Below are 21,600 nucleotides of genomic sequence, written 5' to 3'. Positions count from 1 at the left end.
CGCGGGTGCAGCGGCGCTCCGCTCATCATGAGGACCCGCCTGTCCGGGCCCGGCGCGTCTCCAGGCCGCGGCCGGCGAGTGTGACGCTGAGGGCGGCCAAGAAGATCGCGGCACCGGGCGCCAGGACCAGCATCGGCAGGCGGTCGAGGTACGGGGTGGCCTCGGACAGCATCGAACCCCAGTCGGAGGACGGCGGCTGGACGCCGAGTCCCAGGAAGGACAGGGCGCCGACGGTGATGAGCTTGTGGCCGAAGCGCAGTGCCGTGTGGGCCAGCAACGGGGGCATGGCGTTGGGAAGCAGGTGGCGGCGGATGATGAACCACCCCGAGCAGCCCAGGGCCTGAGCCGCTTCGATGAAGTCGCGGCCGTTGAGTTCCAGGGCGACACCACGGGCCAGCCGGCAGAACGGGGTCCACCCGCCGATGGTCAGGGCGAGCAGCAGCGTCAGGTCACCGGTGCCGAGGACCGCGACGAGGAAGAGCGCGACCACCATCTCGGGGAAGGCCAGCAGGATGTCGGTGACGCGCATGACGAGGGTGTCGAGCAGGCCGCCCCGCCGTGCGGCGAGGAACCCCACGAGAGTGCCGGTGACGGCGCAGATCACCAGCGTGACCGAGGCGACGGCAAGAGAGAACCGGCCCCCGTCCAGCAGCCTGCTGAGCACGTCACGGCCCAGGTGGTCGGTGCCCAGCAGGTGGGCCGCGGAGATGCCTTCCAGACGGGCGGCGAGGTTCTGCTGAGCCGGCGGATAGGGCGACAGCCACGGTGCCAGCAGCAGGAGCAGGGCGATCACACCGAACATGATGGACCCGGCCAGCAACGCCGGTGGCCAGCTTCCGCGCCTGCGGGGGGCCGGGGCGGTGGTGGCTCCGGCCGGTGACGGCGGATGCTCAGCACCGGAATTGTCGCGACGGGTGTTGTCGCCGAAGACGTCAAGCACGGACACGGCTCGTCCTCGCAGTCGGGTTGATGACGGTGTAAAGCACATCGGTGAGGGTGGTGATGATCACGGCGAGGCCGACGACCGCCACGACCCCACCTTGGATGAGCGGGACGTCGTTGTTGATGACCGCGTCGTACATCTGCCGCCCCACCCCGGGCACAGCGAAGATCACCTCGACGACGACGGACCCGCCGAGCAGGCCGGCCAGCCAGACCGCGAACAGGGTCAGGACCGGCAGGACGGAATTGCGCAGCCCGTGACGCAGCATGGTCTGGGCGAAGCTCAGCCCGCGACCGCGGGCGGCGGTGATGTAGGGCGCCTCGATTACCTCGACCATCGACGAGCGGGCGACCTGGGTGAAGTAGCTCATCGGCCGCAGCGCCAGGGTCAGGCAGGGAAGCACCAGCGACGACGGCCCCTGCCAGCCGGAGGAGGGCAGCACGCCGAGCTGCAGGGCGAACACCAGCACCAGGACCGGGGCGAGCCAGTACTCCGGGACGGCCACGAATGCCTGCGTGATGCCGGTGATCGCCCCGTCGAGCTTGGTTCCACGCCGTATCGCGCAGAGGGCTCCCAGCGGAACCGCGACCAACAGGGCGAGCAGGAGCGCGAGAACGGCGATCGAGGCGGTGACCGACAACGCCCGCATCAGCTGAGGAAGAACCTCCGTGCCATTGGTGAACGACCGGCCGAGATCGCCCTGCAGTGCCGAGCCCAGCCAGGACAGGTACTGCTGGAGCAGCGGCCGGTCCAGCCCGTACTCGAGCCGGAGGCGGGCCAGCGTCGCCGGGTCCTGGACCAGGTCGCCCACCCGGGCGCGCAGGATCCGCGCGGCCGGATCCCCGGAGGTGACGTAGGGGATGAGGAACACCAGGAAAGAGGCGACCAGCAGGGTCGTCACGAGGACGGCGAACCGCCTCAGCATGTACAACACTCGGGATACCTCCGGGTCGTCACACGTTCTCGGATCGATCAGCGCACGGCGTCGAGTGCGCGGTAGAACGCCCCGGCGGCCGGCAGGAACCATGGCGGCCCGAAGTGACCGGGAACCGGCGGGAACGCCAGACCCTGCCACGGGTTGGCCGTGGAGTCGCCGCCGATGACCTCGGCCATGACCTTGCCCATGTGGGTGGCCATCTGGACCCCGTGGCCGCTGTAGCCGACGGAGTAGTGCATCCCGTCGCGTACGCCGGCGTGGACCATCTGATCCATCGTCATGTCGACCAGCCCGCCCCAGCAGTAGTCCAGCCGGACGTCCCGCAACTGCGGGAACACCTCGGCGATGGCCTTGCGCAGGATCTCCCCGCTTTTGAGGTCCGACTGGGCGTCCGACAGGGCGAACCGGGCCCGCCCGCCGAACAGCAACCGGTTGTCCGGTGTGGGACGGAAGTAGTACAGCAGGTTCTTGGTGTCCGACGCCATCCGCCGGTGTGGCATGAGCTGGGCGACGAGGTCGTCCGGCAGGGGTTCGGTGACGACGATGAAACTGCCCACCGGCACGATGCGGCGGCGCAGCCACGGGGTCAGTTTCCCGGTGTAGCCGCTGGTGGCGATGAGCACGTCGGAGGCGGTCAGGGCGCCACGCGTGGTCTGGACCTGGTGCCCCCGGCCGCCGCGGCGGACGCCGGTTACCGCGGCGTTCTCCGCTATCAGGGCCCCGTGACCGACCGCGGCACGGGCCAGTCCCATGACCAGCTTCCCGACGTGGGCGCCCGCCCCGTTCGGGTCGACCTGCGCACCGTAGTAGCGGTCGCTACCCAGCTCGTCCCGCATGCGGCCGCGGGGGACCAACTGAACCGTGCGGCCGACGAGTTTCTCGATCACCCGCGCCGAACGCTCCAGAGCGGCGTAGTGCGCCGGTTTGGCGGCCAGGGTGAGCTTGCCGGAGCGCTCGAAGTGGCAGTCGATCTGCTCCTCGGTGACGATCTTCTCGACGGTGTCGATCGCGTTGTCGTAGGCGGTGAACATCATGGCCGCCCGCTCGGGGCCGTAGCGCTTGACCGCGGCGGGGAGGGAGATGGCCAGGCCGGTCGTGGCCATGCCGCCGTTGCGGCCGGAGGCCCCCCAGCCCACGGTGTGGGACTCCAGCACGGCGACACTGGCACCGCTGCGAGCGAGATGCAGCGCGGCGGACAGCCCGGTCAACCCGGCACCGATGACCGCGACATCGACGTTCTCAGGGAGCTCGGTGCGGCGGAAGTCGCCGGCCGGCTCGGCGGTGTCGAGCCAGTAGCTGGTCAGCTTCACGACTTCCTCCTCTTCATCGGCATCCTCCTCGCGGCCTTCACAGACCCAGCACGGCGGGGACGCCGGACAGGTCGGCGGTTTCGGCGTACTGGTAGAAGGGCGTGGAGGGGTCGTAGCCGCGGTTGACGTAGATCTTGTGCGGGATCCGCAGCTCGTGGGCGGGGATCAGGTCGTACCAGATGTGCGAGGAGACGTGGACGATCTCGTCGCGTTCGCAGCCCAGCTGGTCGAGCATGTACTCGAAGGCCTGGTAGCGCGGTTTGTACGCCCTGGCCTGCTCGGCGGTGAACACCTTGTGAAAGGGGGCGCCGAGCTGGTCGACGTTGTGCCGCACCTGCTCGTCGACGGCGTTGGAGAAGATCACCAGAGGGTAGGCGTCGGCGAGCTTGGCCAGGCTCGGGGGAACGTCCGCGTGGGGACCCCAGGTCGGTACACAGGCCACGATGGCCTCGCCGTCGGAGGGGCGGTAGCCGATGCCCCAGCGTTCGCAGGTGCGCTTGAAGGAGTCCTTGAGCACATCGGGGTAGAGCTTGAACTCGCCGAGCACCTCGTCCATCCGGTACGCGCGGTAGTCCTTGAGGAAGACCGGCATGTCCTCCTCGGAGATCCGGTCGGCGACCAGCGGCTTGACGGTGAGGTTGAGGTCGAAGCTGGTCAGCGTCCCGTAGCAATCGAAAGTGAGGTATTTGGGGCGCACACTGGTCAGGTCCACGAGCAGTTCCTCCGGTGGTGGTATGTCCGGTGGGGGCAGGAGCGTCGGTGGTCGGTCCGGTGAGGGCCGGAGCCCGTCGGTGCGACTGGGCAGGCGGCGAAGCGGCGAGATATCACGCCCGGTGCGAGCCGTCCGAGGCGGGCAGCCAGCGTGGTGTCTGGAACGCTAAGGACCCGATTCTCTGTTGTCAACAATTTCGAGTTGCCCACGTGTAACGAGTACGTTTCCCGGCATTTCTTTGATCTTCATAAGCCGCTTGAACGACTATTTCCAGGTCGTGGGCCTGACTTTCACTGCCGGAGTTTCCCTTCGGGCCACCGGAAGATTGTTGACAACAGTTGACCGCTGCTAGCGGTTGTGCACAAGATGTGGTGACGCGGCAGGCGCCACTCGGCAGCCGGCCGACTCTCTCCCGGCCCCGCGACTCCCTCCCCGCCGGCACGAACGGACTCCCGATGCGAGCTTCCACGACCCCAGACGATCACGGACACGGCCATGGCCACGGTCACGGCCACCCCCACGACGACGCGCCCGCCACCGTCAACGACCACGGGCACGACCACTCCGATCACGCCCACGACGACCACGCGACCGATCACCACGCGACCGATCACCACGCGGCCGAGGCGTCGGCCACCACCGGTCACGGGCATGGGCACGGTCACGGGCACGGCCATGGGCACGGCCACGACGAGGGCCACGACCACGGAAACGGCCTGTGGGCGCGGATCAAGCACACGTTGGTCCCCCACGCCCACGACGCCAACGAAGCGATCCAGACCGCCGAGGAGTCGGCCAACGACGGGATCCGCACGGCCTGGATCGGGCTGGCCGGGATGATGGCCACCGCGATCGGGCAGATGGTCATCGTCGCGATGTCCGGGTCGATCGCCCTGCTGGCCGACACCATCCACAACCTGGGACACGCGGCGACCACGATCCCGCTGATCATCGCCTTCCGGCTGGGCCGGCGCGCGGCGACGAAGAAGTACTCCTACGGTTACCGGCGCGCCGAGGACCTGGTCGGGTTGTTCATCTCCCTGGTCATCGTCGCCTCGATCGGGCTGATCATCTGGGAGTCGATCGACGCGCTGCTCAACCCGCACCCGCCGACCAACCTGTGGTGGGTCTTCGCCGCCGGAGTCGTCGGCTTCCTCGGAAACGAGGTGGTGGCCGTGTACCGCATCCGGGCCGGCCGTCGCATCGGATCCGCGGCGCTGATCGCCGAGGGCCAGCACGCCCGCGCCGATGGCTACACCTCGATCGCCGTCGTCGCCGGCGTGATCGGCGTGTGGCTCGGGTTCGACCGGGCCGACGCCATCGTCGGCCTGCTGATCGCCCTGGCGATCACCGGCATCCTGATCAACTCCCTGGTCATCATCGTCCGCCGTCTCATGGACGGTGTGGAGCCGGCGACGATCGACCGGATGCGCACCACGATCGCCGGCGTCGTCGGCGTCGAGACCGTCGGCGGCGTGCGCGCCCGCTGGTCCGGTCACCGCATGGAGGGAGACGCCGAGATCGGCGTCGACGCCCGGCTGAGCATCATCGAGGCCCACCGCGTGGCCGAGGACGTGCAGCACTCCCTGATGCACGCGGTCGGCAACCTCGACCGGGTCACCGTCCACGTCCACCCCGCCTTCGACGGCGTGGTGCCCGACGACCTCCACGAGTTGTCCGACCACCACGCCTCGAAGGAGGCCCGTGAGGCGTACCGGGCCAAGCTCGCCGCTCAGAGCGCGCGGTGACACCCGTGAACGGCTCGACGGGGTGGTCGATCCACCCGCTGAGTGAGCGCACCCTGCCCGGCGCGCAGTCGGTGATGCGACGCAGCATCGCCGAGGACTTCGGCGACGCCTACGACCCGCTGATCCACGCCGACGTCGACGACCCGCTGACCCACTACGCCCCCGGAGCCGGCCCCTTCCTCCTGGTGGTGACCGACGACAGCACGGATGAGGTCCTGGCCACGGGCGGGATCCGCAGCGGACGGCTGAAGCCCGGCCTCACCCCGCAACACGTGGTCGACCGGTACGAGGACGGCCGGCACGGCCAGCTCGTACGCGTCTACGTCCGCAAGGAAGCCCGCCGCCGCGGCATCGCCAGAGCCCTGGTCCACGCGGTTCTCGAGCGTGCGGACCGGGAGGGGCACTACGAGGCCATCGCTCTGCACACCTACCAGCACTCCCCGGGCGCCGTCGCCTTCTGGGAGTCCTTCGGCGCCCTGCTCATCCACGACGACTCGAACGGAGCCACCGGCGCGGTCTTCTACGACCTGCCGCGCTCCTCGCGGTGACCGCCGCGCAGTCCCCATGCCATCCCCACCACACTGGCGAGACAGGAGAACACCATGTCCAAGCGTCGTGACGTCTTCATCTTCGTTGCCGAGCCCACCAAGGTCGACCAGGCCCGCAACAGCCTCATCGACTGGCTGCGCGGCCTGGAGGGCCACCCCGGATACCTCGGGGGCTCGGTTCTGCGCGAGTGCGCGGGGGAGCTCATCTCGAACACGCTGGTGATGACGCTGGAGTTCGAGAGCACCGAGGCCGCCCGAGCCCTGTGGCCGAAGATCGAGAACACGATCAACCCGCTCTACCCCGATGACAAGTCCGACAAGTCGATGGACCAGGGTGCCGCGTTCTTCACCGGCGCGGACGACGCCGTGGCGCCGGAGGACCTGAAGTTCACTCGCGGCAACGGCCTGGTGGCCCGGATGCTGCACATCCACGCCGAGGTCGTCGAGGACGTCGTGGCCGCCGCCTGACCCACGCCGTTCCCGCCACCACCGGCAGCACTCCCCCCGACGTGATGAGGAGCCTTTTCTTGACCAGCACCAGCCTGTGGCATCCGCAGACCGCGATGTCCACCATCGAGGAAACCCGCACCGTCATCGCGTCGGGGCAGGGAGCCTGGGTACGTACCGAGGACGGCCAGGACCTGCTCGACCTGCCGGCCGGCCTGTGGCACGCCAACGTCGGACACGGCCGAGCCCGCATCGCCGACGCCGTTCGTGAGCAGCTGACCGACCTGGAGACCTACCACCTGTTCCAGGGCATGGCCAACCGCCCCGCCATCCGGCTCGCCGAGCGCCTCGCCGCGCTGAGTCCCATCCCCGACGCGAAGGTCTTCCTCACCAGCGGCGGCTCCGACTCCGTCGACACCGCCTGCAAGCTCGCGCGCCGGCACTGGCAGGTGGCCGGGCGGCCCGGTAAGCGGATCATCGTCTCCCGCGAGCACGCCTACCACGGCCTGCACGGGTTCGGTACCAGCATCACGGGCATCCAGAGCAACCGCGACGGGTACGGCAGCGACTCGCTGATCCCCGAGACCGCCCGCGTGCCGTGGGACGACCTGGCCGCCACCGAGGCGGAGCTCCTCCGGCTCGGCCCCGACAACATCGCCGCCCTCATCGCCGAACCGATCATCGGCACCGGAGGAGTGCTGCTGCCCGCGCCCGGCTACCTCACCGGGCTGGCCGAGCTGTGCCGCCGCCTGGACATCCTGCTCATCGCCGACGAGGTCATCACCGGCTTCGGACGGGTCGGGCAGTGGTTCGCCTGCCAGCGCTTCGGCATCGAGCCGGACCTCCTCACCATGGCCAAGGGCATCACCTCCGGCTACCTGCCGCTGGGCGGCGTGCTGGTGGCCCGGCGCGTCTGGGAGCCCTTCTTCGCCGAAACCTCCGACGCCCCGACCTTCCGCCACGGCCTGACGTACTCGGGCCATGCCGCGGCCTGCGTCGCCGCCGAGGCGAACCTGAGCATCCTTGAGGAGGAAGGTCTGCTGGAGCGCGTCCTGGACCTCGAACCCGTCCTGGCTCAGGCCCTCGCCCCGCTGGCCGACCACGGAGCCGTCGTGGACGTGCGGGCCGGGGTCGGCCTGCTCGCGGCCGTCCAGCTCGCCCCCGACGTCGACGCCCGCCCCGTGCTGCGTGCCGCGCGGGAGCAGGGCGTCCTGACCCGGCTGCTGGCCGACAACTCTCTGCACGTCAGTCCCCCGTTCGTCATCACCGCCGAGGAGATCTCCCGTGCCGCTGACGTCCTCAAGTCCGCTCTCGACCGTGCCCGTGCCCTCGAATCCGCCTGAGCCCACGCCGGCGTCGGCGGACCTCGCCCGGCATCGCGAACTCACGGAGACCGCGGCCGCGTCGCTGCCCAGTGGCTTCCTGAGCGCCGAGTGGACGGCGCCGCGCTCCGGGCGGACCTTCGCCGTCACCGATCCCGCGCTCGGCCGGCCGGTCGCCGCCGTCGCCGACTGCGAACCGGATGACGCCCTGCTCGCGCTCACCGCGGCGAGCGAGGCGTTCCCCGCCTGGGCGGCCACCCCGACCCGGCGGCGAGCTGACATTCTGCACCGGCTCTACCAGGCGATGCTCGCCGACGAGGACCGCCTGGCGGCCCTCATCACCCTGGAGGTCGGCAAGACCCTCGCCGAGTCCCGCGGCGAGGTCCGCTACGCCGCCGAGTACATCCGCTGGTACGCCGAGGAGGCGGTCCGCAGCTCCGGCCGGAGCACCCCGACCCCCGACGGCGGCTGGCACATCGTCACCGTCCCGCGCCCGGTCGGCCCCTGCCTGCTCATCACCCCGTGGAACGTGCCGCTGGCAATGGCCACCCGCAAGGTCGCGCCCGCCCTGGCCGCCGGCTGCACGGTCGTGCTGAAACCGGCGGAGCTCACCCCGCTGACCTCGCTGGCCTTCGCGCGACTCGCCCAGGACGCGGGGGTCCCGGCAGGAGTCCTCACCGTGGTCACCACCACGGATCCAGGGGCGGTCTGCGGTGCCCTCATCGCCGACCCGCGACTGCGGAAGGTGTCCTTCACCGGGTCCACCCCCGTCGGGAAGCTGCTGCTGCGACAGGCCGGCGCGCACGTGCTGCGTACGTCGATGGAACTCGGCGGCAACGCCCCGTTCCTGGTCTTCGACGACGCCGACCTCGACCTCGCGGTCCGTGAGGCGGTCATCGCCAAGATGCGCCTGGGGGGTCAGTCGTGCGTGGCGGCCAACCGGTTCCTCGTCCAGGAACCGGTGGCCGACGAGTTCGCGGGCCGTCTTACCGAGGCCCTCACCGCGATCAGGGTCGGGCTGGGCACCTCGGACGTCGACCTCGGTCCGCTCATCGATGACCGTGCGGTGGCCAAGGCCGACCGGCTGGTCGACGACGCCATCTCTAAGGGGGCGACTGTTCTGGGGCGTTCCGGCGTACCCGACGGACCCGGCAGCTGGTTCGCCCCGGTGGTGCTCGACCATCTCAGCGCCGACGCTCTCCTGCAGCAGGAGGAGGTCTTCGCCCCGGTCGCGGGCATCCGCCGGTTCCGGACGGAGGACGAGGGGGTGGCGCTGGCCAACGACACTCCGTTCGGGCTCGCGGCATACCTGGTGGCGCGCGACAGCGACCGGGTCGCGCGAGTCGCGGGCCGGTTGGACAGCGGCATGGTCGGCATCAACCGGGGACTGCTGTCCCACGTGGCCGCGCCGTTCGGCGGGATCAAGGAGTCCGGGCTCGGCCGGGAGGGCGGCGCCGAAGGGCTCACCGAGTACCAGAACCTCAAGTACCTCGCCGCTCCGGCGCTGGCCTCATGAGGACGGTCGGAACCGCTCGAAGAAGGGCGGCGGTCATCGGGGCCGGAGCGGTGGGGAGCATGGCCGCCTGGCAGCTGGCCGAGCGCGGCCTGGACGTGCATGCCTTCGATCGCTGGGGCGTCCCGCACCACCGCGGGGCCTCCGGCGGGCAGAGCCGCCGGTTCGCGGTCATCAGCATGGGAGACCCGGACCTGCCGCCGCTGGTTCTCCGGGCCGAGCGGCTGTGGCGCCGGCTGGAGGAGGCGACCGGACGACGTCTGCTTGAGCAGACCGGAGGACTGATCCTCGGTCCCGCGGACCGCACCTCCGTCCGGCAGGCCGTGGCCAGCTGCGAGAAGTGGGGGCTGGCCCACCGCATTTTCGACGCGCGGGATCTGCGGCACCGCTTCCCCCAGCACGCCGTCGACGACGAGGACATCGCCGTCCATGACTCCGCGACCGGCTTTCTCCGTCCTGAGCCGGCCATCCTCGCCGCGATCGAACAGGCCACGACGCTCGGGGCGACGGTGCACCATGACACCGAGATCCTCGACATCGACGTGAGGTCCGACACGGTCGAGCTGACCTACCGTGGCACGGGAGGAAGCGCTCGCAGCGAGACGTTCGACGCGGTGGTCCTGGCCCCCGGCGCCTGGGCGGCCACGCTGCTGCCGGATGGGCTGCGGGAGGCGATCGGGGTGACCGGGCTGACCGCCCGCCGGCTGGCGCAGACCTGGTTCGTACCGGACGACCCGTCGCTGTACAGCGCCGAACGCTTTCCGGTCTTCGAACGGGCCGGCCTGCCGGACGGCGCCTCCGTCTACGGCTTTCCCAGCCTGGACGGCGCCACGGTCAAGATCGGCGTGAAGACCCGCCCACACCCAGAGGTGGCCGACCCGGCGCGCCCGGATCCCCACCTCACCGCCGAGCACATGGCGGAGGTCCGCCAGGTCGTCGGGCGCTGGCTGCCCCGGCTCAACCCGCGTCCTGTGCAGACCTCGGTGCACGTGGAGTCGTACACGGGGGACGGCCGGCCCGTCGTCGGGCTGCTCCCGGGCGCCGCGCACGTCGCGGTCGCCGTCGGATTCTCCGGCGGCGGATTCAAGTACGCGCCGGCGGTCGGCGAGGCTCTGGGCGATCTCCTCGCTGACGGTGTCACCGAGGCCAATATCCGGCAATTCGCACCCGGCCGCTCCGCGACGGTGTGAGCGGATCGCCACCGCGCTGGGCCCTCAGTGAGGGGTACGGCCGGACCGCACCCCTCACGCGCGGCCGCTGCCCCTCACGCGCGGTCAGCCGCGATGCGCGGTCAGCCGCAGCCGTACCCCGACGGCGTCTGGGTGTTCCCGTTGGGCCGGCTCGCTTGGAAGCCGAACGTGGTGCTGCCGCCGGGCGCCAGGGTGCCGTTGTGCGAGAGGTTTTTGGCCGTCACGGTCTGCCCGCTGACCGTGAGGGTCGCGTTCCACGAGCCCGTGACGGTGTGACCGGCGGGCAGCGTGAAGGTGACCGTCCAGCCGTTCTTGGCGGCGGTGCCGGTGTTGGTCACGGTCACGGGCTGCACGACGTAGCCGTTGCTCCAGGCGTTCTGTACGGTCCCGACGGCCGAGCAGCCGCCGCCCCCGCCGCCGGTCGAGGTGGTCACGCTGACCGTGTTCGACACCGGTGACTGGTTGTTCGCGCCGTCCCGGGCCCGTACCTGGTAGCGGTAGGTCGTGGCGGCGCTCAGGCCGCTGTCGGCGTACGAGGTGGTGGTGCTGGTGCCGACCTGGGCGAAGGCGCCGGTACCTGTCGCCCGCAGGATGTCGTACCCGGCCAGCCCGCTGCCGCCTGAGTCGGTGGAGGCGGTCCACGACAAGCTTGTGCCGCTCGACGTGGTGCCCGAGGCCGTCAGGCCGGACGGCGCGGTCGGCGGCGTCGTGTCGGTGCCGCCTCCCGAGGTGGTGTACGAGAACGCGTTGACGGCCAGCCCCGTCCCGCCGACCCAGGGCTCGAACCCGGCCTGCACGCTGGTGAGATACCACGACCGCTGCGCGTACCCGCGGCTGATCGCGTCGGCGAGGAAGGTGTCGATGGCGAAGTCCAGCGAGGACGTGGCCGAGGTGCGGACGTAGGAGATCACGTTCCAGCCGGTGTTGCCGAACCAGACCTGCCAGGTGCCGCCCGCCAGGCTCACCGTGCCGACGGGCGAGCCGACCGGCTGGATGGAGCCCTGCTTGTTGAGCCAGACCATGATCTCGGCCCCGGTGTTCTGCCCGTCGGTGCGCGGGGTCGGATCGAACCAGATGTCATAGGCCGCGTCCCAGACGCCCGCGCTCGGGTAGCTCATCCTGACGCTGGTGCGCAGGTTGCCGAAGCCGCTCGCGTCGGCCCGCATGGGCAGGCCGCTGCCGGTCGTACAGAGGGTGTAGTGGCAGCCCGCGAAGATCGACGGGTAGGAGGCGGGGGCGCCGTTGGTCGGCTTGTTGTGCGCCGCCTGGGTGATCGTGAAGCCGGCGGCGGCCTGGTCGACGTCGATGCACTGCGCCGTGTCGGCTCCCCAGATGTTGTTCTGGACGATGTACTTGTTGCCCTGGATGCTGGTGGAATCTATCTTCCCGCAGATCACCGGGGCGGCCTGGGCCGGAACGGCGAACAGTCCCGCGGCGAGGATCGAGCCGATCGCCGCGATGATCAGGTTGATGTGCACGCGCCTCATGGCATGTTGCTCCCGCTTCTCTGACAAGGAGTATTGGGAGCGCTCCCACAACGCAGCATCATGGCCGACGCGGTCTCCCGGCAAGCGCCCGCCCGTGCCACCGCCCGCAGTGAGGCGAGCGACCAGGCAAACCCTGACCGGGACGGGGTGAAAGTTTCATGCCGCGTTGTCGGCCGGGTCGGCGCGTGGTTCAATCCGTCTAGCTGCCGGGCGGGCAGGTCGTGGGCGGGATCTCTGTCGCACGAACAAGGGAATCCCCATGAGATTCATCCGGTCGGTGGCCTTCGCCGCCGCGCTGGTGGCGACATTACTCGCCTCCGCCCTGGTGGCTCCCCAGGCGCAGGCGCATGGCGTCACGATGTTCCCCGGCGCCCGTACCTACCTGTGCTGGAAGGACGGTCTGCGGGACAACGGGCAGATCATCCCCTACAACCCGGCCTGTGCGGCGGCCGTCGCGCAGAGCGGCGCCACACCGCTGTACAACTGGTTCGCCGTGCTGCGCTCCGACGCCGGCGGCCGTACCAGCGGCTTCATCCCCGACGGGCAGCTCTGCAGCGGCGGCACCGGCGGCCCGTACGACTTCACCGCCTACAACGCCGTCCGCTCCGACTGGCCGCAGACCCACCTGACCTCGGGCGCGAGCATCCAGATGTGGCACAGCAACTGGGCCCAGCACCCCGGCACGTTCGTCTACTACATCACCAAGAACGGCTGGAACCCGAACGCCCCGCTCAAGTGGTCCGACCTGGAGTCGTTCGGCAGCGTCACCAACCCGCCGGCCACCGGTGGGCCCGGCGCGCTCAACTACTACTACTGGAACGTCCAGCTCCCGTCCGGCAAGAGCGGGCGGCACATGATCTACGTCGACTGGATCCGCTCCGACAGCGCCGAGAACTTCTTCAGCTGCTCCGACGTCGTCTTCGACGGCGGCCACGGCGAGGTCACCGGCGTTGGACCCAACGGCGGCAGCACGCCCGACCCCACTGTCACACCGACTCCCCCAACACCCGGCGCCTGCTCCGCCACCTGGCACGCGACCGACAACCCCGGCTGGCCAGGACACTTCCAGGCCGACGTGACGGTCAAGAACAACGGCACCACCGCGCTGAACGGCTGGACGGTCAAGTGGACCTTCAGCGGCGGGCAGGGCCTCGACGGATCGCCATGGAACGGCGTGCTGAGCGCGCAGCCGCCCAACGTCTCGGTCAAGAACGCCACCTACAACGGGCAGCTCGCGCCGAACGCGACCACCTCGTTCGGGTTCAACGCCACGGGCACCGCCCCCAGCCCCGCACCCACGCTGACCTGCACCAGCCCGTAGGTCATGCGCATTCCGGAAGAGGTGAGGACCAGAAGGGCCGCGGCGATCGCCGTCGTGGCCCTGATCCCCGTCGCCGGTGCGGCGCTGTTCATGGGCCTGCACCAGGCGGGGCGATCGGACCTGCGCGACCAGCTCGCCGCCCAGGTCACGGACATCCTTGAGAGATCCACGCCGGCCGAGCACCACGACCACGGGCACGAGTTCGGCGAGCAGGCCGGCCGGGTCGTGTGCGCGGTCGACCCGTTCGGCTTCGACCCGCCGACCGCGACCACGATGACCCAGGTGAAGTGGGTCTATGCCCGCCACATGTGCGCCATCACCGGGCCGGGCGCCGGGTGGGCCGTCTCGGTGCGCGCCTCGGGCCCGATCGCCGTCCGGCTCGGCGATCCACCTCTGGTACGGGTGCCCACGCCGGGCGCCGGTTACCCCGAGCGGGTCCGGCAGGTGATACCCCAGCGGTATCAGGAGGAGGCGTTCGGCGAGTTCGCCGACGAGGACGCGATCGAGGCGGCCCGCCAGAGGTTCGCCCTGGTGACGGCCCGATGACCTGGCGGCGCCCGATGAGCGGCGCTCGGCCGAGTGGTGCTCGAAGCGAGCGGCGCTCGACCCGAGGGGCGCCGCCTGGCATGCGGACGCGGCCGGCAGGAGGGGGAGGTCTCGCGGCCGGCCGCGTCCACGCCATCCGGGCGGGATGGTGACATGGAACGGTTGCACCAGTGACGGTTGTCGGCACCACCTCCTCATCGACCGGCCGGATCGACCGGCCGGGCTCGTCAACCTGCCGGATCGACCGATCCGGCCGCTTCGTGGCGTTGACCGGCCGGTGTGGCGCAGTCGCCGCACCGGCCGGTCTCGGGGTTCAGTTCGCGCAGGTGTAGCCGGACGGCACGGTGGTCTGGCCGTTCGGCCGGCTGGCCTGGAAGCCGAAGGCGGTGCTCGCGTTCGGCCCGAGCGCGCCGTTGTAGCTCAGATTCCTGGCCGTCACGGTCTGCCCGCTCACCGTCACCGCGGCGTTCCAGGAGCCGGTGAGCACGTGCCCGGCGGGCAGCGTGAACGTCACCGTCCAGCTGGTCTTGGCCGCGCCGCTGGTGTTGGTCACGGTCACGGGCTGAACGATGTACCCGCTGCTCCACTGGCTCTGTACGGTCGCGACGGCCGTGCAGCCCCCGCCGCCACCACCGCTGAGGGTGGTGAAGGTGACCTGGCCCGACTGCCCCGAGACGTTGCCCGCCGCGTCCCTGGCCTTCACGTAGACCTGGTAGGCGGTCGCGGGGGTCAGCCCGCTCAGCGTGATCGAGTTGGTCGCCGACTGGCCGAGCAGCGTGCTCGGCGCCCGGTAGACGTCATATCCGGTCACGCGGACGTTGTCGGTGGAGGCGGTCCAGCTCAGCGTGGCCCCCGTCGAGGTGACGCCGGAGGCGACCGGGGTGCCGGGCACACTGGGCGGGGTCGGGTCGGGGGTGCCGCCGCCGTACACCGACGCCTCGCGCGAGGTGGCGGCGATGCCGTTGGCGCCGTTGAAGAGCCGCTGGCCCCATGAGGTGAGCTGGTTGACGTCGAAGTTGGTGACCTGGTCGAGGTACTCGACGCCGCCGCCGTTGCCGCTCCACGACCAGCCCAGGTAGCCGAGGCCCCGGCTCACGGACTGGGCCATGATCGTGTCCTCGTCCGGGTCGCCGTCTGAGTGGTTGAAGCCGAACTCGCCGATCACCAGCGGCAGCCCGGCGGTCCTGAACGCCTCCAGGTAGGTGGTGATCTCCGCGGCCGTGTCGTACACGCCGTACATGTGCACCGAGAAGATCGTGTTCTTGGCGGGGTCGGCGTCGAAGACGGTCCGCGCGGTGTTGCGCATGACGTTCTGCCAGTCCTGGCCCCAGTTGGGCGCGTCCACCATGAGCGCGTGCTCGAAGCCGTTGGCGCGCAGCTTCTTGACCGCGTTGGCGGTGGCGGTGGTCCAGTCAGGGGTGACGGCGTTGTTGCCGACCGGCTCGTTGCCGATGTTGACGATGACGTAGTTCTCCTGGCCGGCCAGGGCGCTCTTGACGCTGATCCAGTAGTCGGCCGCCTGGTCGAGGGTGTAGGCGCCGCTCTGCTCGCCGTACCCGGTGGTGTCGTGGTTCTCCAGGACGCAGATCAGCCGGTTGGCCTTGCAGCGGGAGACGACGTCGGCCACGTCGGAGACGCTGTTGGCGGTCCAGCGCCCGCCGCTGAGCACGACTCGGACGGTATTGGCGCCCAGGGACTTGATGTCGGCGAACGCCTTGGTCTGGGTGGGGTACCAGGTGTGCGCGTGGCTGGTGCCGCGCATGACGAACTCCTGGCCGTTCGCTTCGAGGATCTTCGTACCGCTCACATGAAGGCCGGTGGCGGCGTGCGCGGGGGCCGAGAGGAAGAGCAGCGGGAGTGACAGCGCGGCGAGCACCGCGAGCCGGGTTCTCATGGGCGGCCTTTCGATGGTGACCCGCCCCGCCGACGTGGCAGGACGCGGCGGGGCGGGGCGATCATGCGGGACGGATCACGGGAAGAGCCGTCCGTACTCGGCCAGGGCGACGGCTACGTCCACCTGCGCCCAGAACCGGTGATAGTTGAAGACCGGTGCCGGGCCCGTGCCCTTGAGGAAGGCGTCGACCCTCGCGTAGTCGGGGTCGTTCTTGTAGAAGGACCTGATCGACAGGAACGTCGAGCTGGAGTTGATCGGGTCGCCGTTCGGCATGGTGCCGCTCCAGCCCGGCGGGACGTACACCGGGTCGCCGACGCGCTTGTAGTCCGTCTTGGTCTCCGGCACCGACACGCCCTTGGCGTCGCGGTACTTCCAGACGCCGTCGAGCAGCGCCTTGGCCGTGGTCCTGGCCGCCGTGTGGTTGGCCTTGGCGGCGTAGTACATCAGGGCCTTGGCGTAGGCGCCGGTGACGCCGACGTCCTGCGTGTAGTCCACGATCGACACGTGCAGGCCCGGGTTGGCGGCGGGCATGCCGCTCGTGGAGCTGAAGTCGCTCGCGGGCTGGCCGGTCCAGTGCAGCGTGGACGGGATCTGGTAGCTGCCGTCCGCGTTGACCGTGGTATTGGCCAGCGCCCAGGTGACCCACTTGTCGAGCAGCGTCTTGGCGTTGGCGTTGCCGGTGGCGTAGTAGTACTCGGCCACCCGCTCCATCGTCCACGCCTGGAAGCCGAACCACTGGTTGGACGGCGGGTCGTGGTAGACGGGCTGCCAGTCATAGGTCATGCCGAAGAACTTGGGCAGACCGGCCGGTGGCGTCCCGTAGTGGCCTTCCCAGCTGTTGGTCGCGCCACCGGCGATGGCGCCTTCGGCCGACTGCAGCCAGGTGTAGAACTGCAGTTGCCGGGTCAGGCTGGTGCTCCAGTCGGTGGCGCCGGTCGAGCTCTTGGGCTTGAGCTCGGCGACGTTCGCCAGGGCCCAGGCGGCCAGCGGGTTCTGGTAGCCGGAGTGGTTGTGGCTGGAGCCGATCCGCCAGGCCCATCCGGCGTTCGCGTCGGTCGCGCCGCCCCAGGCGTAATACCAGGACAGCAGGTAGTTGGAGGCGTCCTTGCCGGTGCCCGCCGCGCAGGACGGGCTGGTGCAGCCGGGCTTCTTGAAGTACTTGTCGTACATCGCGTACCGCAGGTAGTCGCCCATCTTCGCGGCCTTGGCGACCGACCCCGAGATCTGCGACTCCTTGCCCTGCGCCTTGGCCCAGGTCTGCGCCCAGTACGCCGCCTGCACGGCCCGCGCGTCGGCGTCGGGAGCGTTGGTGTACTTCCACTGCTTGGCGTACGAGTTGTCCTTGACGAACAGGTCGAGGTAGCCGTTGGGCCCGCCGAACTTGAACTGGTCGCAGGACGGCTGCGGGATCGTCTCGAAGACCGACTCCTCGGGGCCGCGCTGGTAGGTGTTGATGTAGGCGGGCTTGGTGGTGCCGTCGCCGCAGCGGCCGAAGCCGTAGGTGTTGTCGACGTCCAGCAGCCAGTGCATGCCGTAGATGTCGCCGGTGCCGTAGGCGCTCTTCAGCTCGTTGGCGATCGGGTCGGTGCCCACGCTCACGCTGGTGTCCAGCGGTGACGGGTAGTTGTTGATCGAGGTGGACTCCGGGGCGTACGTGGCCGGCTTCGACGGGGAGTAGAAGGAGTTGGTCGGCTGGTCGGCCGTGGCCGGGATGATGTACTTCTCCATCGTCGCCCAGGCGGTGTTGAACTTGGCCCAGTCGCCGGTGATCTGCCCGTAGACCGCCTCCAGCCACAGGTAATAGCTGAACGCCTCCGACGTGGTCTCGTGCCCCTGGTCGGGTGCCTCGACCATGAAGGTCTCCAGCGAGTGGTACGGCACGCCCTCGGGCGAGAAGTAGCCGTTGGCCGGGTCGTGCAGCTCGTTGTAGAGCTCGGTGAACCGCCTGACGTACTCGTTGTCGCCACCCGGCAGGTCGTCGTCGGCCTCGGTGGCGGTGACCGTGATCGGGCTGTAGCCACTGGCGCTCACCGTGAACGTGGCCGAGCCGGCGGTCGTGTCGGTGTCGTCGGCGGCGGCCAGCGTGACGTTCTGCGCGGTGTTCCAGTTGGCGGTGGTGAAGGTCAGGCTGCCACCCGAGCTGACCGTGAGGTCGGTGTCACCGCTGGTCCGCGCGGTGGCGACGGTCACGTTGCCGGTGGGCGCCCTCGACAGCCGGACGCCGAACGCCGCGGTGCCCTTCTCCGGCACGGCCAGGCTCGTGGGGCTCACCACGAGCGCCGGCGTGTTGTCGGCCGTCACGGTGATCCCGACGGGCGAGGAGGTGGTGGTGGCGCCGAGGTTGTCGGTGGCCCTGGCGGTGATCGAGTAGCTGCCGGCGGGCACGTTCGGCCAGCTGTAGGCGTACGGGGCGGCGGTGTCGCTGTTCAGCAGCGTGGTGCCCTGGTAGAAGTCGACCTTGGCGATCGTGCCGTCGGAGTCCGCGGCGGTCGCGGCGATCGGCACCGTGGCGGGCGCCGCGAACGTCTGCCCGGCGCTCGGCGAGGTCAGCGCCACGGTCGGCGGCTTGTTGACGCCGGCGCCCCCGCAGGTGACGCCGTTGACGGTGAAGGCGGTGGGCTTCGGATTGCTGCCGGTGAAGGTGCCGTTGAAGCCGATGTTGGTGGAGGCGCCGGTGGCCAGGTTGCCGTTCCAGTCGAGGTTCTTGGCGGTGACGGCCTGGTTGTTCTGCGCCCAGGTGGCGCTCCAGCCCTGGCTGAGCTTCTGCGTGGTCGTGGGGAAGCTGAAGCCGAGCGTCCAGCCGTTGATCGGGTCGCCGGTGTTCTTGATGGTGACGCTGGCGGTGAAGCCGCCGCTCCAGTCATTGGTGGTGTACGTCACCTCGCAGGCGACGGCCGCGCTGGCGGGCGTGGCCGTCAGCGCGGTGGTCGCCCCGGCTATGAGGACAAGCGCAAAAGCCGGGGCAAGCCGCCTTCTCAGGCGCGCGAGCATTGTGTACGACACGAGGTCTCCATGGGAGTAGTGGGTGGGAGCGCTCCCAAAATGGATTGTGGGTGGCCATATGGAGATGTCAACGGAATGCCGTCCCGGTAACCCGCATATTTCCTCTCACCTGGCTGCGTGGCATGAAAGTTTCATGGACGTTCCGCGACATTCGGCGAGCATGCCGGGTCGCGGCGCAGCCGCTCTTCACCGCACGCTGTACACATCCGTGAGCACGGCTCAGTATGGGAGCGCTCCCACACATCAGCTCTAGCTCCTGGAGATGATTGCTCGTGAAACTCCACCGCGGCCTGCGCAGATGGGCCGTGACCGCGACCGCCGCCTGCCTGGCGACCTTAGGTCTCGTCGCCGGCCAGACCACGGCCGCACAGGCCGCGGTCGCCTGTGACGTCGCCTACACGCCCAACACGTGGACGACGAGTCCGGGGCAGGGCGGCTTCACCGCGAACATCACACTCAAGAACCTCGGTGACCCCCTCACCGCATGGACGCTGGCCTTCGACTTCCCCACCGCCGGACAGAAGTACGTCCCCAGCGGCTGGGGCGCCAACTGGAGCCAGACCGCGACCCGCGTCACCGGGCAGAACCTGTCGTACAACGGCAACCTCGCCACCGGCGCCTCGACCAACATCGGCTTCAACGGCACGTGGAGCGGCAGCAACCCGAACCCGGCCTCCTTCAGCGTCAACAACGTGACCTGTGGCGGCGGCAATCCGACGACGCCCTCGGTCGTCACCTCCGCGAGCTCGGTGTCCGTCAACGAGGGCGGCACGGCGACCTTCACCGCCAAGCTGTCGGCCGCGCCCACCGCCAACGTGACCGTCGCCACCACCCGGACCAGCGGCGACACGGACCTGACCGTGAGCTCCGGCGGCTCGCTCACCTTCACCCCGAGCAACTGGAACACCGCCCAGACCGTGACCCTGGCGGCGGCCCAGGACTCCGACACCGCCAACGGCACGGCGGCCTTCAGCGTCGGCGGAACCGGCGTCACCGCCGCCACCGTCAACGCCACCGAGGTCGACGACGACACCACGCAGACGCAGTCGCTGGTCGTGACCCCGACCGCGGTGACCGTGCCCGAAGGCGGCAGCGCCACCTACACGGTCAAGCCGGCCATCCAGCCGTCGGCGAACCTGACCGTCACCTCCACGGCCGGCAGCGGCGACGCCGACCTCACCGTGACCTCGGGCGGCTCGCTCACCTTCACCTCCGCCAACTGGAACACCGCCCAGACCGTGACCGTGGGCGCGGCCCAGGACTCCGACAGCACCAACGGCACGCGTACCTTCACCGTCGCCTCCAGCGGTCTGACCAGCCGGACGGTCACCGCCACCGAGGCGGATGACGACGGTACGCCGACCCCCGGGCACGTCGACAACCCGTACGCGGGCGCCACCGGCTACGTCAACCCCAACTGGAAGGCCAAGGCCGCGGCCGAGCCGGGCGGTGCCGCGGTGGCCAACACCTCCACCGCCGTGTGGCTGGACCGCATCGCCGCCATCGCCGGCAGCTCGTCGGTCATGGGCCTGCGGGCGCATCTGGACGCGGCCGTCACCCAGGACGCCGCCAACGGCTCCGCGCCGCTGACCGTCCAGTTCGTCATCTATGACCTGCCCAACCGCGACTGCTCGGCGCTGGCCTCCAACGGCGAGCTGCTCGTCGCGGAGAACGGGCTCAGCCGCTACAAGACCGAGTACATCGACCCGATCGCCGCCATCATGAGCGACTCGAAGTACGCGAACTTGCGGATCGTCACGATCATCGAGCCCGACTCGCTGCCCAACCTGGTCACCAACCTGAGCTTCCCCAAGTGCGCCGAGGCCAACTCCACCGGTGCCTACGTCCAGGGCGTCCAGTACGCGCTGAACAAGCTGCACGCGATGTCGAACGTCTACACCTACATCGACGCCGCCCACCACGCGTGGCTCGGCTGGGACTCGAACTTCAACCCGTCGGTCAACCTCTTCTACTCCACCGCGGCCGGCGCTGCCGCCGGAGTGGACAGCGTGGACGGATTCATCGTCAACACCGCGAACACCTCCGTCACCAAGGAGCTGTACTTCAACATCAACACCACGGTGAACGGCACCTCGGTCCGGCAGTCCAAGTGGGTCGACTGGAACTGGTACGTGGACGAGACGTCCTTCGCCCAGGCCCTGCGCACCGCGCTGATCGGCAAGGGCTTCAAGCCGGGGCTCGGCATGCTGATCGACACCTCGCGCAACGGCTGGGGCGGCAGCGCCCGCCCGAGCGGCCCGAGCACCTCGACGGACGTCAACACCTTCGTCGACCAGTCACGCATCGACCGGCGCATCCACGCCGGCAACTGGTGCAACCAGAGCGGCGCGGGCCTCGGCGCGCGGCCGACCGCCAACCCCGACTCCGGCCTGGACGCCTACGTGTGGGTCAAGCCCCCCGGCGAGTCGGACGGCGCCAGCACGGACATCCCGAACGACGAGGGCAAGAAGTTCGACCGGATGTGCGACCCCACCTACACCGGCAACGACCTCAACGGCCACAACCTGACGGGCGCGCTGCCCAACGCGCCGCTGTCCGGCCAGTGGTTCTCCGCCCAGTTCCGCCAACTGCTCCAGAACGCCTACCCGCCCGTCTCCTGACGAGCACCTGCCCGTCCGTCTCCTGACGAACGCTTACCCGTCCGTCTCCTGACGAACG

At 69.8% G+C, this 21,600-nt stretch carries 16 protein-coding genes; 9 read left to right on the top strand and 7 right to left on the bottom strand.

Annotated features, from left to right (window positions below):
- Positions 1-25: 25 nt before the first annotated feature.
- From ACGFJ2_RS21290 to ACGFJ2_RS21275, 4 genes are read right to left on the bottom strand one after another with little or no spacing between them, the layout of a single operon-like run.
- Positions 26-946 (bottom strand): ABC transporter permease, encoded by a 921-nt coding sequence (locus ACGFJ2_RS21290; protein WP_393470653.1) that lies wholly within the window; start codon positions 944-946, stop codon positions 26-28.
- Positions 933-1,868, bottom strand: a complete 936-nt coding sequence (locus ACGFJ2_RS21285) for an ABC transporter permease (RefSeq protein WP_357938937.1) — start codon at positions 1,866-1,868, stop codon at positions 933-935. Before ACGFJ2_RS21285 ends, ACGFJ2_RS21290 begins: the two co-directional genes overlap by 14 nt.
- Before the next feature lie 47 nt (positions 1,869-1,915).
- Complete coding sequence (locus ACGFJ2_RS21280) at positions 1,916-3,190, bottom strand: FAD-binding oxidoreductase (protein WP_358176123.1); 1,275 nt, start codon at positions 3,188-3,190, stop codon at positions 1,916-1,918.
- A 37-nt stretch (positions 3,191-3,227) separates the two neighbouring features.
- Positions 3,228-3,902 (bottom strand): haloacid dehalogenase type II, encoded by a 675-nt coding sequence (locus tag ACGFJ2_RS21275; RefSeq protein WP_357938933.1) that lies wholly within the window; start codon positions 3,900-3,902, stop codon positions 3,228-3,230.
- A gap of 455 nt (positions 3,903-4,357) precedes the next feature.
- Here ACGFJ2_RS21275 and ACGFJ2_RS21270 point away from each other — a divergent pair, with 455 nt between their 5' ends.
- The 6 genes from ACGFJ2_RS21270 (at position 4,358) to solA (ending at position 10,670) form a co-directional block, all read left to right on the top strand.
- Positions 4,358-5,650 (top strand): cation diffusion facilitator family transporter, encoded by a 1,293-nt coding sequence (locus ACGFJ2_RS21270; protein WP_393470649.1) that lies wholly within the window; start codon positions 4,358-4,360, stop codon positions 5,648-5,650.
- A gap of 5 nt (positions 5,651-5,655) precedes the next feature.
- A complete protein-coding gene (locus ACGFJ2_RS21265; protein WP_357938929.1) occupies positions 5,656-6,198 on the top strand; it encodes a GNAT family N-acetyltransferase in 543 nt (180 codons plus the stop codon).
- 54 nt (positions 6,199-6,252) lie between these two features.
- A complete protein-coding gene (locus ACGFJ2_RS21260) occupies positions 6,253-6,666 on the top strand; it encodes a hypothetical protein (protein WP_357938927.1) in 414 nt (137 codons plus the stop codon).
- Between the two features lie 59 nt (positions 6,667-6,725).
- On the top strand, positions 6,726-7,988 hold the full coding sequence (locus ACGFJ2_RS21255; RefSeq protein ID WP_393470645.1) for an aspartate aminotransferase family protein: 1,263 nt from the start codon (positions 6,726-6,728) through the stop codon (positions 7,986-7,988).
- Positions 7,989-8,052: 64 nt separating this feature from the next.
- Positions 8,053-9,483 carry an NAD-dependent succinate-semialdehyde dehydrogenase gene (locus ACGFJ2_RS21250; RefSeq protein WP_393471416.1) on the top strand — a complete coding sequence of 477 codons (1,431 nt, stop codon included), beginning with the start codon at positions 8,053-8,055 and terminating at the stop codon, positions 9,481-9,483.
- Positions 9,480-10,670 carry an N-methyl-L-tryptophan oxidase gene (gene solA, locus ACGFJ2_RS21245; protein WP_393470642.1) on the top strand — a complete coding sequence of 397 codons (1,191 nt, stop codon included), beginning with the start codon at positions 9,480-9,482 and terminating at the stop codon, positions 10,668-10,670. The genes ACGFJ2_RS21250 and solA overlap by 4 nt, the downstream gene beginning before the upstream one ends.
- A gap of 101 nt (positions 10,671-10,771) precedes the next feature.
- Here the strand turns inward: solA and ACGFJ2_RS21240 are convergent, their stop codons facing one another.
- Positions 10,772-12,157, bottom strand: a complete 1,386-nt coding sequence (locus ACGFJ2_RS21240; RefSeq protein WP_393470639.1) for a cellulose binding domain-containing protein — start codon at positions 12,155-12,157, stop codon at positions 10,772-10,774.
- Positions 12,158-12,416: 259 nt separating this feature from the next.
- Here ACGFJ2_RS21240 and ACGFJ2_RS21235 point away from each other — a divergent pair, with 259 nt between their 5' ends.
- Positions 12,417-13,478: a lytic polysaccharide monooxygenase gene (locus tag ACGFJ2_RS21235; RefSeq protein WP_357938916.1), complete on the top strand. Its 1,062-nt coding sequence runs from the start codon at positions 12,417-12,419 to the stop codon at positions 13,476-13,478.
- Between the two features lie 21 nt (positions 13,479-13,499).
- A complete protein-coding gene (locus ACGFJ2_RS21230; RefSeq protein WP_357938914.1) occupies positions 13,500-14,024 on the top strand; it encodes a hypothetical protein in 525 nt (174 codons plus the stop codon).
- A gap of 313 nt (positions 14,025-14,337) precedes the next feature.
- On the opposite strand, the gene ACGFJ2_RS21225 is transcribed toward ACGFJ2_RS21230, so the two are convergent.
- Both ACGFJ2_RS21225 and ACGFJ2_RS21220 read right to left on the bottom strand, forming a co-directional pair.
- Positions 14,338-15,918 carry a cellulase family glycosylhydrolase gene (locus tag ACGFJ2_RS21225; protein WP_393470636.1) on the bottom strand — a complete coding sequence of 527 codons (1,581 nt, stop codon included), beginning with the start codon at positions 15,916-15,918 and terminating at the stop codon, positions 14,338-14,340.
- Positions 15,919-15,993: 75 nt separating this feature from the next.
- Positions 15,994-18,921, bottom strand: coding sequence for a glycoside hydrolase family 48 protein (locus ACGFJ2_RS21220; RefSeq protein WP_393470633.1), 2,928 nt, complete (start codon positions 18,919-18,921; stop codon positions 15,994-15,996).
- 272 nt (positions 18,922-19,193) lie between these two features.
- Here ACGFJ2_RS21220 and ACGFJ2_RS21215 point away from each other — a divergent pair, with 272 nt between their 5' ends.
- Positions 19,194-21,542, top strand: a complete 2,349-nt coding sequence (locus ACGFJ2_RS21215) for a glycoside hydrolase family 6 protein (RefSeq protein WP_393470630.1) — start codon at positions 19,194-19,196, stop codon at positions 21,540-21,542.
- The last annotated feature ends 58 nt before the right edge of the window (positions 21,543-21,600 follow it).

Origin of the sequence: Nonomuraea sp. NPDC049028 (assembly GCF_043197735.1) — a bacterium.
Taxonomy (GTDB): domain Bacteria; phylum Actinomycetota; class Actinomycetes; order Streptosporangiales; family Streptosporangiaceae; genus Nonomuraea.
This window is presented reverse-complemented; position numbering and strand designations above follow the sequence as displayed.